Source organism: Desulfovibrio sp. Huiquan2017, from assembly GCF_017351175.1.
Classification (GTDB): Bacteria; Desulfobacterota; Desulfovibrionia; order Desulfovibrionales; family Desulfovibrionaceae; genus Pseudodesulfovibrio.
The window spans coordinates 250201-266575 of record NZ_JAFMPN010000001.1 but is presented as its reverse complement, the minus strand read 5'-3'; the positions used below and the strand labels follow the sequence as shown (position 1 = coordinate 266575).

The 16375-nt window shown below is 62.8% G+C and carries 14 protein-coding genes; 13 read left to right on the top strand and 1 reads right to left on the bottom strand.

What is annotated here, in order from left to right:
• Positions 1–81: 81 nt before the first annotated feature.
• The 13 genes from argF to J0909_RS01315 all read left to right on the top strand — a co-directional run bounded on the left by argF (position 82) and on the right by J0909_RS01315 (position 15818).
• Positions 82–981: an ornithine carbamoyltransferase gene (gene argF, locus J0909_RS01375; RefSeq protein ID WP_207259808.1), complete on the top strand. Its 900-nt coding sequence runs from the start codon at positions 82–84 to the stop codon at positions 979–981.
• A gap of 25 nt (positions 982–1006) precedes the next feature.
• Entirely contained in the window at positions 1007–2239 is a 1233-nt protein-coding gene (locus J0909_RS01370) for an argininosuccinate synthase (protein WP_207259806.1), read from the top strand.
• Between the two features lie 3 nt (positions 2240–2242).
• The gene (gene argH, locus J0909_RS01365; protein WP_207259804.1) at positions 2243–3628 is read left to right on the top strand and encodes an argininosuccinate lyase; all 1386 of its coding nucleotides are present in this window, start codon (positions 2243–2245) and stop codon (positions 3626–3628) included.
• Between the two features lie 141 nt (positions 3629–3769).
• Entirely contained in the window at positions 3770–5842 is a 2073-nt protein-coding gene (gene ftsH, locus J0909_RS01360) for an ATP-dependent zinc metalloprotease FtsH (RefSeq protein WP_207259803.1), read from the top strand.
• Positions 5843–5860: 18 nt separating this feature from the next.
• Positions 5861–6700: a dihydropteroate synthase gene (folP, locus tag J0909_RS01355; RefSeq protein ID WP_207259802.1), complete on the top strand. Its 840-nt coding sequence runs from the start codon at positions 5861–5863 to the stop codon at positions 6698–6700.
• Positions 6701–6709: 9 nt separating this feature from the next.
• Entirely contained in the window at positions 6710–7459 is a 750-nt protein-coding gene (gene cdaA, locus J0909_RS01350) for a diadenylate cyclase CdaA (RefSeq protein ID WP_207259801.1), read from the top strand.
• A 1-nt stretch (position 7460) separates the two neighbouring features.
• Positions 7461–8366, top strand: a complete 906-nt coding sequence (locus J0909_RS01345) for a CdaR family protein (RefSeq protein ID WP_207259800.1) — start codon at positions 7461–7463, stop codon at positions 8364–8366.
• A 31-nt stretch (positions 8367–8397) separates the two neighbouring features.
• Positions 8398–9750 carry a phosphoglucosamine mutase gene (glmM, locus tag J0909_RS01340; protein WP_207259799.1) on the top strand — a complete coding sequence of 451 codons (1353 nt, stop codon included), beginning with the start codon at positions 8398–8400 and terminating at the stop codon, positions 9748–9750.
• 25 nt (positions 9751–9775) lie between these two features.
• Positions 9776–10651 (top strand): UTP--glucose-1-phosphate uridylyltransferase GalU, encoded by an 876-nt coding sequence (gene galU, locus J0909_RS01335; RefSeq protein ID WP_207259798.1) that lies wholly within the window; start codon positions 9776–9778, stop codon positions 10649–10651.
• Between the two features lie 61 nt (positions 10652–10712).
• A complete protein-coding gene (locus J0909_RS01330; RefSeq protein WP_207259797.1) occupies positions 10713–11438 on the top strand; it encodes a hypothetical protein in 726 nt (241 codons plus the stop codon).
• Between the two features lie 7 nt (positions 11439–11445).
• Complete coding sequence (gene priA, locus J0909_RS01325; RefSeq protein ID WP_207259796.1) at positions 11446–13812, top strand: replication restart helicase PriA; 2367 nt, start codon at positions 11446–11448, stop codon at positions 13810–13812.
• Positions 13813–13883: 71 nt separating this feature from the next.
• Positions 13884–14393 carry an OmpH/Skp family outer membrane protein gene (locus J0909_RS01320; RefSeq protein ID WP_207259795.1) on the top strand — a complete coding sequence of 170 codons (510 nt, stop codon included), beginning with the start codon at positions 13884–13886 and terminating at the stop codon, positions 14391–14393.
• Positions 14394–14405: 12 nt separating this feature from the next.
• Positions 14406–15818 carry an SH3 domain-containing protein gene (locus J0909_RS01315; RefSeq protein ID WP_207259794.1) on the top strand — a complete coding sequence of 471 codons (1413 nt, stop codon included), beginning with the start codon at positions 14406–14408 and terminating at the stop codon, positions 15816–15818.
• A 68-nt stretch (positions 15819–15886) separates the two neighbouring features.
• Here the strand turns inward: J0909_RS01315 and J0909_RS01310 are convergent, their stop codons facing one another.
• Positions 15887–16327: a hypothetical protein gene (locus J0909_RS01310; protein WP_207259793.1), complete on the bottom strand. Its 441-nt coding sequence runs from the start codon at positions 16325–16327 to the stop codon at positions 15887–15889.
• Positions 16328–16375: the final 48 nt, after the last annotated feature.

Below are 16375 nucleotides of genomic sequence, written 5' to 3'. Positions count from 1 at the left end.
TTCCTTTACATTCATGGTAATATGGGCCAAACTCCATCTCTTTCCTGATATCAAGGTAATAGCTGACGGAGTAACCACACGATGCCCAAACATTTTTTGACCATTCTGGACATCCCCAGGGATGAAGTGAAGCAGGTCATCCTGCGCGCCAAGGAAATGAAGGACAACAAGGTCCGCACCGATCTTCTGGACGGCAAGACCGTGCTGCTGATTTTCGAAAAGGCGTCCACCCGGACCCGCGTTTCCTTCGAAGTGGGAGTGCGCCAATTGGGCGGCGATCCGGTGTTTATTTCCGCCCGCGACTCCCAGTTGGGCCGCAGTGAGCCGATCAAGGACACGGCCCGGGTCCTGTCCCGGTACGCCGACGGGATCGTCATGCGCACCTTCGGTCAGGAAAAGCTGGAAACCCTGGTCGATTACGGGGACATCCCGGTGGTCAACGCCCTGACCGACGAATACCATCCGTGTCAGGTCATGGCCGACGTCCTGACCATGTACGAGCGCACCCCGGACCTGGACAAGCTCAAGGTGGCCTGGGTGGGCGACGGCAACAACATGGCCCATTCCTTCATCAATGGCGCGGCGGTCTTCGGCTACGAACTTTCCCTGGCCTGTCCCGAGGGGTATACCCCGGATATGGCCATTTTGGACAAAGCCGTCGGCCTCGGCGCGAAGATCACCCTGACCGACGACCCGAAGAAGGCCGCGGCCGGAGCGGACTACGTCAATACCGATGTCTGGGCCTCCATGGGCCAGGAAGAGGAGCAGAAGAAGCGCGAGGCCGCGTTCGCCGGGTACATGGTGGACGAGGCGCTCATGGCGCTGGCCGCCCCGGGTGCTGGCTTCATGCACTGCCTGCCCGCCCACCGGGGCGAAGAAGTTTCCGAGGGGGTTTTCGAATCCCCGGCCTCCATTGTCTGGGACCAGGCCGAGAACCGGCTCCATGCGCAAAAGGCGATCCTTGAGTGGATCTTTAAATAATTCGAGAGAGTACGAGGACTATACAATGCAGAAGATAGACAAGGTCGTGCTGGCCTACTCCGGCGGGTTGGACACTTCCATCATTCTCAAGTGGCTCAAGATCAACTACGACTGCGACGTGATCTGCATGACTGCGGATCTCGGCCAGGGCGAGGAGATGCACGGCATCGAGGAAAAGGCGCTCAACACCGGCGCGGTCAAGGCCTACGTCGAAGACCTGCGCGAGGAGTTCGTGCGCGACTACGTCTTCCCCATGTTCCGGGCCAATGCCCTGTATGAGGGCCGTTACCTGCTCGGCACAGCCATCGCCCGGCCGCTGATCTCCAAGCGTATGGTCGAGATCGCCGAGATGGAAGGCGCCCAGGCCGTGGCCCATGGCGCCACGGGCAAGGGTAACGACCAGGTTCGCTTCGAACTGGCCACCATGGCCCTCAATCCCCGGCTGACGACCATTGCCCCGTGGCGCGAATGGGAACTCAAGTCTCGTACCGACCTGATGAATTTTGCCAAGACCAATGAGATTCCCATCCCGGTCAGCCGCAAGAAGCCGTGGTCCATCGACGCCAACCTGTTGCATACCTCCTTTGAGGGCGGCGAGTTGGAAGATCCTTGGAACGCGCCCGGCCCGGACTGCTATCGTAATATCACCCCGGCCGAAAAGTGCCCGGACGAGGCCGAGGAGATCACCATCGACTTCGAGGCCGGTGATCCCATCGCCGTCAACAGCGTGAAATATTCCCCCGCGGCCCTGCTGGCCAAGCTCAACGAGTTGGGCGGCAAGCACGGCATCGGCAGGGTGGATATGGTCGAGAACCGCTTCGTCGGCATGAAGTCGCGCGGCGTGTACGAGACCCCCGGCGGGACCATCCTGGCCGCCGCCCACCGCGACCTGGAAGGGCTGTGCATGGACCGCGAGATGATGCATCTGCGCGATTCCCTCATTCCCCGCTATGCCGAAATGGTGTACTATGGCTATTGGTTCTCTCCCGAGCGCGAAGCCTTGCAGGCCATGATCGACAAGTCTCAGGAAAAGGTCACCGGCACCGTGCGGGTCAAGCTGTACAAGGGCAATTGCGTGCCGTTGGGCCGCAAGTCGCCGTTCTCCCTGTACAACTCCGAGCTGGCTACTTTCGAGGAAGACTACGTGTACGACCAGGCCGACGCCGCCGGGTTCATCAAACTGGTGGGGCTCAGACTCAAGGGCCGCATGCAGCAGTCCAAATGGGGCGGGAAAGAGACCGAAGACTCCTGCGAGTAAATTATGGCAGACAAGAAGATGTGGGGCGGGCGGTTCGCCAAGGCAACCGCCGCGTCCATGGAGGCGTTTTCCGAGTCCGTGTCCTTTGACCGGCTCCTTTACGCCGAGGATATCCGCGGTTCCCAGGCCCATGCCCGCATGCTGGCCAAGCAAGGCTTTTTGACCGACGACGAGGCCCGGATCATCTGCGATGGCCTGGACCGGGTCAAGTCCGAGATCGAGTCCGGCGAGTTCGTCTGGAAGACCGAAATGGAAGACGTGCACATGAACGTCGAGTCCCGGCTGACCGAGATCATCGGGCCGCTGGGCGGCAAGCTGCACACCGCGCGCAGCCGCAACGACCAGGTGGCCCTGGACTTCCGTTTGCACGTGGCCACCCGGCTCGCCGCGTGGCAGGAAAATCTGGCCGCGCTCATCCAGGTGTTCGTGGACCGCGCCGAGGAGCACAAGGATACCATGCTGCCCGGCTGCACCCATTTTCAGCCCGCCCAGCCCGTGACTCTGGGCCATCATCTGCTGGCCTATTGCCAGATGTTCAAGCGCGATCACGAGCGCGTGGCCGACGGTCTGAAGCGCGTCCGGGTCATGCCGCTCGGCGCGGCGGCCCTGGCCGGAACCACCCATCCGGTGAACCCCCGGGGCGTGGCCGAGGACCTGGGCTTTCCGGCGATCTTTGCCAATTCCATGGATGCGGTTTCCGACCGCGACTTCGTACTCGAAGCGGTGTTCGCGGGCTCCCTGATCATGACCCATCTGTCGCGCATGTGCGAGGAATTGATCATCTGGGCCAATCCGAATTTCGGTTACGTCAAACTGCCCGACCAGTACGCCACGGGCTCCTCCATCATGCCCCAGAAGAAGAATCCCGACGCCTGCGAGATCATGCGCGGCAAAACCGGCAGGGTGGTCGGCTCCCTCATGGGGCTGCTCGTCCTGATCAAGGGGCTGCCCATGACCTACAACCGGGACATGCAGGAGGACAAGGAGCCGTTCTTCGACGCCGACCGCACGGTTTCGGCCTCGCTGGGCATCATGGCGGACATGCTTCGGCTCATGGAATTCGTGCCCGGGAAGATGGAAGAGACCGTCAAGCGCGGTTTCCTGAACGCCACGGAACTCGCCGACTACCTGGCCGCCAAGGGCGTGCCCTTCCGCGAAGCGCACCACATCACCGGCGCGGCCGTGGCCTATGCCGAAGGAAAGGGCGTGGGCCTTGAAAATCTGGACCTCGCCGAACTGAGGCGGTTCTCCGGCGAGATCGGGGAAGACGTCTACGGGGTGCTTGATTATCACGCGGCCATCCGGCGGCGGATCACCCCAGGCGGCACCGGACCGGCATCCGTGGCCGCACAGATGGGGGCGCTGCGGGAGTGGCTCGGGTCTCTCTAGGGTGTTTTCGTAATCCGAGTTTTTTTGCCGATTAGCTTGATTTTTGAAACGACGGCATTACTCTAGATTCCTGAAATCGCGTCAACGCGAAGTCAGCGGGCCCCCCGGGCCGTTCAATTGACCCTTACGGAGGACTCTCCTTTGAACAACCATATGAAAAATCTTGTCATCTGGGCGATAATCTTCATCTTGATGGTCGTCCTGTTCAACCTTTTCAACCAACCGCCGGTCCCCAAGGACACGCCTTCCTACAGTGAGTTCCTGGCCATGGTGGACAGCGGCACTGTGGCCCAGGTCAAGATCCAGGGACAGAAGATCACCGGCCTGAAGAGCTCCGGTGAGCAATTCCAGACTTACGCTCCCGAAGATCCCAATATGATCCAGACCCTCATCGGGAAGGGCGTGGAGGTCAAGGCGGAGCCGCCGGACGAGTCGCCGTGGTATCTGACTTTGCTCCTGTCCTGGTTCCCCATGATCCTGCTCATCGGCGTGTGGATTTTCTTCATGCGCCAGATGCAGGGCGGCGGCAGCGGCGGACGCGGAGCCATGAGCTTCGGCCGTTCCAAGGCGCGGCTGATCAACGAGGAAACCGCCAAGGTCACTTTTGACGACGTGGCCGGCGTGGACGAAGCCAAGGAAGAACTTTCGGAAATCGTCGATTTCCTGCGCGAGCCGCGCAAGTTCACCCGCCTGGGCGGCCGTATCCCCAAGGGTGTGCTCCTGGTGGGCAGCCCGGGAACGGGTAAGACCCTGCTGGCCCGCGCCGTGGCCGGCGAGGCGGGCGTCCCGTTCTTTTCCATCTCCGGTTCGGACTTCGTCGAGATGTTCGTCGGCGTGGGCGCTTCCCGCGTGCGGGACCTTTTCGCCCAGGGCAAAAAGAACGCTCCCTGCCTGATCTTCATCGACGAGATCGATGCCGTTGGCCGCCAGCGCGGTGCGGGGCTGGGCGGCGGACATGACGAACGCGAGCAGACCCTGAACCAATTGCTCGTCGAGATGGACGGCTTCGAGTCCAACGAGGGCGTTATTCTGGTGGCCGCCACCAACCGCCCGGACGTGCTCGATCCGGCCCTGCTCCGGCCCGGCCGTTTCGATCGCCAGGTGGTCGTGCCCAATCCGGACCTGCGCGGCCGCGAGCGCATCCTCAAGGTGCATTGCCGCAAGACTCCGCTGTCCCCCGAGGTGGACCTGGAGATTATCGCCCGGGGCACCCCCGGATTCTCGGGCGCGGATCTGGAGAACCTAGTCAACGAGGCTGCGTTGAGCGCGGCCAAGCTTGGCAAGGACCGCGTGGACATGAGCGATTTCGAGGAGGCCAAGGACAAGGTCATGATGGGCGGCCGCGAGCGGCGGTCCATGATCCTCTCCGAAGAGGAAAAGCGGACCACGGCTTACCACGAGGGCGGTCATGCCCTGGTGGCCAAGCTCCTGCCCGGTACCGACCCTGTGCACAAGGTCTCGATCATCCCGCGCGGCCAGGCCTTGGGCGTGACCATGCAGTTGCCCGGTGAGGACCGGCACAATTATTCCAAGGCATTCCTCACGAACAATATGGCCGTGCTCATGGGCGGCCGCGTGGCCGAGGAGGTCGTTCTCGACCAACTGACCACCGGGGCCAGCAACGACATCGAGCGGGCCACCAAGACGGCACACAACATGGTCTGCATGTGGGGCATGTCCGACAAGCTCGGCCCCATGAGCTTCGGCGACAACCAGGAGCAGGTCTTCCTGGGTCGCGAGCTCATCCACAACAAGAACTACGGCGAGGAGACGGCCAAGCTGATCGACTCCGAGGTCCGGCGGTTCGTGGACGAGGCGTATGAGAAGGCCACCAGCCTGATCAAAAACAACCGTGAGGCGCTCGACGCCATCGCCATGGCCCTGCTGGAGCGGGAGACCATTACCGGCGCCGACATCGATCTGATCATGGAGGGCAAGCCGCTGCCGCCCATGGAACCGTCCAACCATTCCGGTTCCGGCTCTTCGGGCGCGTCTTCCGGTTCCGGCTCCGCCTCGGCGGATACGGCTTCGGGCTACACCGCCGACGGCCGGGCCGCCCAATCTTCGGGGCCTGGGTATGAACCCGTGAGCGAGAAGCCCGGCGACGCCGGCGACTCCGAAGGTTCTTCCCGCGGTTCCGGGGACGACTTCATCCTCGACGACGGCGAGGGGGACGATCCTGACGGAGACGACGGCAAGAACAAGCTTCAATAATTACCGAACATGCAGATCATGAACGATACGACGTGGACAGTTAAGGGGGGCAAGGTCTTGGGACCTGCCCCCTTCCTCATTGCCGGAATCGTCAACGTGACACCGGACTCCTTTTACGACGGCGGGGCTCATGCCGACACCGCTTCGGGCGTGGCCCACGGGCTCAAACTGGTCGGGGAGGGCGCGCACATCCTGGATGTGGGCGGCGAGTCCACCCGGCCCTACGGCGACCCGGTGAGCGAGTCCGACGAGCTTGCCCGTGTCCTGCCCGTGATCGAAGGGCTGATCGCGGCCCGGACCCCGGCGGTCATTTCCGTGGACACCTACAAGGCCAAGGTGGCCGCCCGCTGCCTGGAGGCCGGGGCCGCCATCATCAACGACGTGTCCGGGTTCCGTTTCGAGCCGGAGATACTGGATGTGCTTGCCGAGTACAAACCCGGCTACGTGCTCATGCACTCCTTGGGCCGTCCCGGGGACATGCAGGACGAACCGCGCTACGACGACGTGGTCGGCGATATCATGGCCTTCTTCGAGGAACGCCTGGGGGTTCTGGAACAGGCCGGATTGCCTCTGGACCGGGTGGCCCTGGACCCGGGCATCGGTTTCGGCAAGCGGCTCGAACACAACCTGGAGATCCTGCGGGAGATCGAGCGCTTCAACGAATTCGGGCTGCCCGTTTACATGGGGCTGTCGAACAAGTCCCTGTGGCAGGGGCTCTTGGGCCTTGAAACCGGGCAACGGCAAAACGCCACCCAGGCGGCCACGGCCGTGCTGGCGGCCAAGGGCGTTCCCATCCACCGCGTGCACGAAGTCGAATTGACGCGACAGACGTTGACCGTAGTTCGTGAATTGGCGTAGTTAAACAACATGTTTGAGCTTTTCGGAATTCAAGTTACCTGGAGGGTCCTGCTCGATATCGGGCTGGTGGCCTTCATCTACTACAACATCATCGTCCTTGTCCGGGGAACCCGCGCCGCCGCTGTGCTCTACGGCCTGGTGGTCGTGCTCGTGGTCTACTATGTAGCTGAAAAGTTCAATCTTTACACCCTGAACGCACTGCTCGGCGAATTTCTGACCTCCCTGTTCCTGGTGGTGGTCATACTGTTCAAGACCGACATTCGCAAGGCGCTGGCCTCGGTGGGCACCAGGCGGTTCTGGACCAAGTCCAACGTGCGCGACGACACCCTGGACCAATTGACCCAGGCGGTCATGACCATGTCGCACACCTCCACCGGCGCGATCATCGTCATCGAAAAGAACATGCCGCTGGGCGACATCATCGAACGCGGGATCGAGTTGGACGCCAAGGTCAACAAAGAACTGATTGAAACCATATTTTTCACGGACACGCCCCTGCATGATGGGGCAATCATCGTCCGCCGCGACCGCATCGTGGCCGCTGCCTGCATTTTGCCCCTGTCCAACAAGCTGCGGGGGCAACCCATGTACGGCACCCGGCACCGGGCGGCACTGGGCATTTCCGAAGGCTCTGACGCCATCACCATCGTGGTCTCCGAGGAACGGGGTGAAGTTTCCGTGGCCATGAACGGCCGCTTGACCACCAGCCTGGACGAAACGCGTTTGCGGCGCGTGCTCAAGAACGCTTTGGGGCGCTGACATGCTCAAGAACTGGCAAACCATATTGTTGTCCATAGCCCTGGCCGTGTTTACCTGGTTCCTGGTCACCGGCCGGGAAGTGGTCGAGACCTGGGTGGACATGCCCGTGGTCATGACCAACCCGCCCGAGGGATTGATCATCGAGGACGGCCTGGTGGACAAGATCCAGGTCCGGCTGCGCGGTCCCAAGGGGCTGGTCGGCAACCTCTCCTCCCAGAATCTGGTCTACCCGATCAACGTCAGCAACCTGAAGGTCGGCGAGCAGGTGGTGGACATCGACCCGGCCAAGATTCCGTTGTCCTCCACCTACGAGATCATTGAGGTCCGTCCCAATCGGCTCCGCCTCACGGTGGACCGGCGCATCTCCAAGGAGGTCGCGGTGGAGGCCGCCTGGGCGGGCAATCTCAATTCCGACTACCAGTTGCAGGAGGTCAAGGCCTCGCCCGACGTGGTTACCGTCCGGGGGCCCGAGACCCTGCTGCGCAAGATTTCCAAGACCCGCGTGGTCCTCAAGGGGGATTTCCCCGAGGACGTGCCCAGGTCCTGGGCCGAAGACGTGGCCCTGGAGGTCCCCGACGAGATCGAGGCCTCGCCCGGACAGGTCAACGTGGAGGCCTATTTCGCGCCCAAGACCCGCGAAATCTGGGTCAAGGTGCCCATCGAATATCAGAATCCCGAAGGGTTCAAGGCCTCGGTTTCGCAGCGCTATGTCCGTTTGCTCATCCAGGGGCCGCTCTTCCTGTTCCATGACGACGAGTACCGCAAGGCCATTCTGGCCTCCGTGGTCTTCGGCGGCAAGGTGGTGGAGGGACGGTTCGAACTGGACTACGACGTGACCCTGCCCGAAGGGTGCAAACTCGAAAAGAAGAATCCCGAAACGGTTACCACCGTCATCAAAAAGAATTAGCCGCCCGTCGGGCGACAAGTTGGAGTATTTCATGAAACAAAGGCTTTTCGGAACCGATGGCCTGCGGGGGCAGGGGAATATTTTCCCCATGACTCCCGAGATCGCCCTTCGGCTCGGCCTGGCGGCCGGGCAGTACTTCCGCAACGGCGACAAGCACCATAGGGTGGTCATAGGCAAGGACACCCGCTTGTCCGGCTATGTCTTCGAGACCGCCTTGACCAGTGGACTGTGCGCCAACGGCATGGACGTCTTTCTGGTCGGCCCCATGCCCACTCCGGCCATTTCCTTCCTGACCCGGAACATGCGCGCCGATCTCGGTGTGGTCATCTCCGCTTCGCACAATCCGTTCATGGACAACGGCATAAAGTTTTTCGACAGCACCGGCTTCAAGCTGCCCGACGAAGTCGAGGACGAGATCAGTGAACTGGTCCTGAACCGGGACACCCGTTGGGATTACCCCCCGGCCGAGAACGTGGGCCGCGCTCACCGCATCAGCGACGCGCGCGGTCGGTATATCGTTTTCCTGAAGAACAGTTTTTCTCCGCACCTGACCCTGGACGGGCTCAAGATCGTGCTCGACTGCGCCCACGGCGCGGCCTACGGCGTGGCCCCGGACGTGCTCGAAGAGCTGGGGGCCGAGGTGATCAAGGTCGGCGTGGCTCCGGACGGCCTGAACATCAATCAGAAGTGCGGTTCCCTCTATCCCGAGGTCATCGCCAGGATGGTCGTGGAGGAGGGCGCGGACATGGGCATCGCCCTGGACGGCGACGCGGACCGGCTCATCGTCTGCGACGAGAACGGCCGCATCCTGGACGGCGACCAGATCATGGCCTTGTGCGCCCTGGAGCTTATGGAAAAGGATCAGCTGCCTAAGAACATGCTCGTGGCCACGGTCATGTCCAACATGGCGCTTGAACTGTTCATGGCGGATCACGGCGGTCAGCTGCTGCGTACGGACGTGGGCGACCGCTACGTGGTCGAGGCCATGCGCCGCGAGGGGGCGACCCTGGGTGGCGAACAATCCGGGCACCTCATTTTCATGGATCACGCCACCACGGGAGACGGACTTCTGGCCGCGCTGCAACTGCTGCGCATCATGCGTGAACGGGAGCGTCCGCTGTCCGAATTGGCCGGGCTGCTTGAGCCGTTTCCCCAGGTGCTGCGCAACGTCCACGTCAAGCGCAAGATTCCCTTTGACCAGGCCCCGCAGGTCCAGGAGGCCGTGCGCCGGGGTGAAGCCGCTCTGGCGGGCAAGGGCCGCGTGCTGCTGCGTTACTCGGGGACCGAGGCGGTCTGCCGCGTCATGGTCGAGGGACAGGATACGGAATTGGTCGAGAAATTGACCGGCGATATCGTCGAAGCATGCGAAAAATATCTGAAATAGTAGAATACCCACAGTGGAGGACTTTATGAATATCACAAAAGCCGTCATCCCTGTCGCGGGTTGGGGCACCCGTTCACTCCCGGCCACCAAGAACGTCCCTAAGGAGATGCTGCCGATCTTCCGCAAGCCCATCGTCCAGTACATCGTGGAGGAGGGCATCGGCGCCGGCCTGACCGACGTGGTCTTCGTCACCAACCAGAACAAGACCATCATCGAGGACCATTTCGACCGCAACTTCCTCTTGGAGCAACTCCTGGAACGTGCGGGCAAGACCTCCATGCTTGAAGAGGTCCGGCGCGTGGCCAGCCTGGTCAACGTTATCGGTGTGCGCCAGAAGGAGCAGCTCGGTCTTGGCCACGCGGTGCTCACCGCCCGCGAGGTCTGCCAGAATGAACCTTTCGCGGTCATGCTCGGCGACGATCTCATGTTTGGTGTGCAGACCGGCATCGGTGAACTGATCAAGACCGCCGAGGCAACCGGCAAGGCGGTCATCGGCGTCATCGAAGTTCCCCCGAGCAAAGTCAGCCGCTACGGGGTGATCCAGGGCGAGGCCATCGACTCGCATACCTATCGCGTAACCAGCCTGGTGGAAAAACCCACGCCCGAGAAGGCTCCGTCCAACCTGGCCATCATCGGTCGCTATGTCCTGCTGCCGGAGATCTTCGACATTCTCGAAGGCCAGCGCGCGGGCGTGGGCGGCGAAATCCAGTTGACCGACGCCCTCCAGGGACTGGCCGATCGGGACAAGCTCCTGGCTGTTCGGCTGGGCGGACAGCGGTTTGACGCGGGCGACTGGGTGGAATACCTCACGGCCAACATCTATTTCGCTTTGCAGGACGAGGAATTGCGCGACGAACTTGTCAAGCGGTTGCGGGAGCTGTTGTCCTGCTCCTCATCCTAACACGTCTTGAACCGGCGGACGCCCCGGGCGTCCGCCGTCTTGATCCGAGAACAGAGAGACCATGAAGACCCTGTTGACCTTATTGCTCCTATGTCTGACCGCTCTGCCCGTCCACGCCTTCGTGCCCGACGGCGAGGAGTTGGCCGTGCGCCTGCAAAAGAACTACGGCCCCATGCGTTCCTGGCAGGCCTCCATGACTTTTCCGGCCTATCCGGGCGTGTCCGTGGACCTGTGGTACGCGAACGGCCGCTGGCGGCAGGAGTGGACGGCGGGCGGCACGGCCGTGGCCGTGGGGGCGTTGGGCAATGTGGTCGGCAGTTGCGTCGTCGGGAGTTTCCCCTTGTCGCCCCTGTTCGTCTGGCTGGTTCCCCATCCGGTCGAGACCTGGCAGTCCTGGGGCGTGGACGTGACCGTGGGCGGTTACGGTTTTTGCGGCGAGGACGCGTGCCTCATGCTCGGTGTGGACCCGGCCGATGCGGACAGGCCTACGGTGTACCTGAACAACGAGGACCTTGCTCCGCTCCTGGTCCGCTATCCCTCGGACGCGGGCATGATCACCGTGGCGTTCTCGGATTATCAGACCTATGCGGGCTACCGCGTGCCGCGGAAGCTGACGGTCCGCATGGGCGGGGGCGAATTGGCCGCCGATGTGGAATGGACCCGGCTGAACAACGCGGGCGGCGAGGAGCTCTACGCCCGCGACGGGCTGGATCCCGCGCTGTGCGCCGAGCCGCCCCAGCCGTTCGGCCTTCTGCGCGATTCCTTCCGCTATCCCGGGGCCCAGTAGTCCCGCCATGGCCGATCTCTGGCAAGTAACGCTCGTCAGTCCGCCCTATGCGACGTGGACCTACGGGCGTCCTCTCCATTTCCCGTCTCTTTCCCCGGGGCAGCGGGTGATCATCCCCTTCGGCAAGTCCCACCGGGCTGGCGTGGTGGTCGGTCCGGCCGATGTCGCGCCCGAAGGTGTGGAAATCCGGGAGATGATCTGGCCGCTCGAACGCACGCCGCTGCTGGACAAGGATTTCGTGGATATGGCCGTGAACCTGGCCGCCCGCCAGATGGTCCATGTGGGCCGCATCCTGGAGATCGCCCTGCCGCGCGGTTTGCGCACGGCGGCGGTGAGTTTCAAGGTGGACCGGCACATGACCGAACGCGACCTGCCTGCGTCCCTGCGTCCCTCGGACATCGTCCGGGCCGGGGACAAGGATCGGGCCGCGTTCCTGGCGCTTTGGCTGGACGGTCGCATGCGCGTGCGCGTCAACGCCAAAAAGGAAGCCGAGGAACGGTTCGTATCGCTTGAATCCGACCCGCCGTGGGCCGTGCGGCCCAATGCCAAGCGGCAGCTTCACCTTCTTGAGCACCTCATGGAGAACGGGCCGCAGAGCCTGTACTCACTACGTCATTCCCTGGGAGACTGGGCTCCGGATGTGGCCGTCAAGCTGGAGAGCGCGGGCGTGGTCCGCATGGGCGAATTGACCGCCGATCTCCTGGCCGAAGTGGACCGGGCCGGCGGCGAGGACGCGGACGATCCGGGCTGCGAGTTCACGTTGACCGACGAGCAGCGGGTCGCCCTGGACGAATTGACCGAGACCCTGGACGGGGGCGGGGGCGCACACCTGGTTCACGGCGTGACCGGCAGCGGCAAGACCGTGCTGTATATGGAGATGGCCCGGCGTCTCTTGGAGCGGGGCAGGTCCGTGCTTTTTCTCGCGCCCGAGGTGGCCCTGGCCTGTCAGCTCTACCGCACCGTGGCCCGGCGGTTCCCGCAGTACCGGACGATTTTCTACCACGGCTATCAGAGCCCGAAAAAGCGGGAGGCCTCCTTCCGCGAATTGGCCCGGGGCGAGGACCCTGTCCTGGTGGTCGGCACCCGGTCCGCCGTGTTCCTGCCTTTGCCCGATCTGGGCATGGTGGTCATGGACGAGGAACATGACGAGTCCTTCAAACAGGAGGAACGGCTGGCCTACCACGCCAAGGAGGTGGCCTGGTTCCGCACGGGCCGCAACAAGGGCCTGCTCCTGCTCGGTTCGGCCACACCCGACGTCAAGACCTTCCAGGCGGCGGCCGCCGGGCGAATCCGGGTGTCCACCCTGAAAGAGCGGGTGGGCGACGCCCGTCTGCCCGAGGTGGAACTGGTCAACATCGCCGAGTTGGGCAATTCCAAGCACTTGCTCTCCAATCGGGTGCGCGAGGCCGTGCGTGAGACCGTGGCCGCAGGGGAACAGGTCATCGTCATGCTCAATCGGCGCGGCTATGCCCCGCTCATGTACTGCCTGGACTGCGGCGAGACCGTGCGCTGTCCGGACTGCGAGGTGGGCATGACCTATCACAAGGGGCGCGAGCGGCTGGTCTGCCATTATTGCGGCCGGACCTATTCGTATCCGCTGACCTGCCGTAAATGCGGGGGCGCGAATTTCATCCCCATGGGCGAAGGCACGGAACAGCTTGAGGAAGCCTTGACCGAGCTGTTGCCCGAAGACGTCCAGGTCCTGCGCCTGGATCGCGACGCCACCCGTCGACAGGAGCGGCTGGAGGAAATCCTCGGGGCGTTCGGGCGGGGCGAGGCCCAAGTTTTGGTGGGCACCCAGATGATCTCCAAGGGACATCATTTCCCGGGCGTGACCCTGGTGGTGGTGGCCGACGGCGATCTTGGCCTGAATCTGCCGGACTACCGATCCTCGGAGCGGACTTTCCAGCTTCTGGTCCAGGTGGCGGGCCGGGCCGGGCGCGGCGAACATCCGGGCCGGGTGCTTATTCAGACGCGCAATCCCGATCACCCCATCTGGAAGGAGATCCTGAGCGGCGACTACCAGGGATTCTTCGATCGTGAGGTCTCCCGGCGGACTCTGTTCCATTACCCTCCGTTTTCGCACATGGCCTTGGTGCGCATCAGTTTTCCGGCGGATTTCGACAATGGTCCGGCCGCCGTGAATCTCCTGGGCCAGGTCCTGCGCGAGCAAGGCAGGGCGCTCGGCATCAGCGTGCTTGGCCCGGCCCCGGCGCCTTTGGCCATGCTGCGCGGCCGCAAGCGGTTCAACTGCCTGCTCAAGTCCGACGACTGGAGCAAGGTCCGGGGGCTGTACGCGGCCCTGGTCCGGGCCAATCCCGATCCACGCGCCGTGCGCACCGGCTTGGACCTCGATCCCCTGTCCACCCTATAGCTATCGACAAGGGGCCGGGTTGTCGGCTACGTTGGCCCAATTCCGCAACGACAACGAGGTAATCTCTCCCTATGAAGCGTCTTTTCCTATCCCTGTGGCTGTGCGCCGTCTTGCTTCTTCCTGCGGTCCCTTCCCTGGCCCAGGTTTCCAAGGTCGGGTTCGTCAACCCGCAACGGATCATCAACGAGTCGAAGATCGGCAAGATCGCCCAGGAGGACCTGGCCGGATTGGGCAAGGAAAAGGACCGGCGCGTCCGCCTGGCCCTGGACAAGGTCAACAAGTTGCAGGCGGGCCTCAAGGAGGACGCCTTGTCCGTGAGTGAGCAGCAGAGCCGCGAGACCGGACTGCGTCAGGCCGTGCGCGACTATGAACAACTGGTCAAGAACAGCAACCAGGAGATTCAGGACGAGGAGCGCAGTCTGATTCGTTTCGTCATGCGGCGGGCGGACTCCATTCTCAAGGAAATAGCCCGGGAGCGGGGCTTCACCATGATTCTGACCGACCCGGAGATCATCGGTTTTGTGGACAGCAACATGGACATCACGGATCGGGTCATCCGTGAGCTCAATTCCATGATATAGGCGGTGACGAGCATGCGTAGATTCTCCCTGATTTATGTTGCCGTCCTGGCCTTGCTTCTGGCCGCATCCTCCGCGTTCGCCTTCGGCCGGATTCTGTATGCGGACCGTCCGCTGAACCTGCGCGATGGCCGTTCGCCCCGCGCCGAGTGGATCGGCAGTTTGTACGCCGGGCAGAAGGTTCGGGTGGCCCACGAAGAGAACGGTTGGGTGGCCGTGTATGAGCCCTCGGCCACGGACCCGAGCGAGGCCAAGGCCGCAGGCTATTCCAACGCCAAGTTTCTCAAGCCGACGCGTGGGCGCTACGAGCCCAAGGAGTGGGGCGAGATGGTCCGTTCGGCGACCAAACTGAACATCCGCTCCGAGCCGAGCGTCCGGGGAACGAAGGTTCGCACTCTGCAGCCCGGAGAGCCCGTGCTCACCGATTTTCCCGAAGACGAGTGGATCATGGTCTTTTCGTCCGATGCCACCATCCGTTCCAAGATGAACGGTATCGGTTATTGCAGCGCCAAGTATCTGGAGCCGGTCCCGGCAGGGGAGCGGAGTGCATCGGCTTCGTCCGCCGCCCGCCGCGAGGTGGAGCGGCCTGCTCCGGCCTCCGCGCCTGAGCCTCCGTCCGAGGGTGTCCGCCGGGTGGCCCTGACCAATGAGGTTAACGTGCATCAGAGTCGAACCACCAATTCTCCGCTGGTCCAGACCTTGCGGCCCGGTGACATGGTCCAGCTCGGGCTGCTGCGAAACGGCTGGTATGCGGTCTTCAAGGCCAGCGACATGATCCGTTCGGAGAGCAGTTCCATCGGTTACGCCCTGCGTTCGGCCATGGAGGCCAATTCGCGCGAGGCGGGAGTGACGGCGCGGGCCGCGGGTCCGGCTCCTGCCGAACCGGCCGCGCCTACGCCCTCCGCCTCTCCGGCTGCGCCCGTCGAATCCGGTGCGTCCGAGGTCTCGGCCGCCGCCATCAAGGCTGAGGCGGTCAAGTCCGTCCCCCGGCCTTCGGCCCCCGAGGCCTCGCCCGAGCCGGCCATTGAGCCCCGGACCGCCCCCAAGCCGGGGAAGCAGCAGACCCTGGTCATCGACCGATCCGCCTTCAAGGACGCAAAGCGGCCCGACCCGACCCCGGACCAGACGGCCCACGGCTATCGTTTCAAGTTCCTCGAAAAGTCCGAGACCCGCGAGTATGGCCAGATCTGGATCACCCTTAAGGTTTTCCTGGCCACCACCAAACTGCCCGACCGCGCGGCGCTCAAGGACTTCGCTTCCAGCCTGTGGAAGGACCATAGGCGGGTGACCAAGAATGTGCTCGTGGAGGTTTATCTGCCGGGTATGGATGTGGAGGACATGGCCTGGGGCATGGTCCGGTTCGATTTCGACGGCATGACCGAACTATGGACGCGGCGCGCCACCCTGTTCGGGACCAAGTTCCTGTAGGCCCGGGATGAAAGGAAAGCCCCCGCACGGTGCGCCGCGCGGGGGCTTTTTCGCGTCTTCTGATCGGGTCAGTTTATTTCCTGTTCCAGGAACAGAGGGAGGCCTTTTTCAAGGGAGGCGCGTATGCGTGGTTTCCTGGGAACGGTTTTTTCGGTCTCGTGGGAGGCCATATACAGGCTGTGGCAGCTCTGGCATTCCCAATGATTTTCGTGTTCGTGCAGATGGACCAGGAGGCCTTCCCGGTCATAACAGACCTGGCAGAACGGCCCCTTGCGCTCATCGTCCTCGTCAAGCCAGTATTTCTGACCATCGAAGTGAATTTTTTCAGCAAGATCGAGGATTTCTGCCACCTCGGCCAATTGCCGTTTGAGGGCTTCGTTCTCATCGCAGACCGCCAGGAACTCATCCTGGAGGCTTTTGAGAAGGACCTTGCCCTCGTCGAACCGACCCGCTTCGAACAAGTCAAGGGCCCGTTTGAAACCGGTTGCCTGATACAGTGTGGAAAACATGAACGAATCCCCCGTTGTCTTATGTGCCACGAAGCCCTTATCGGCGGA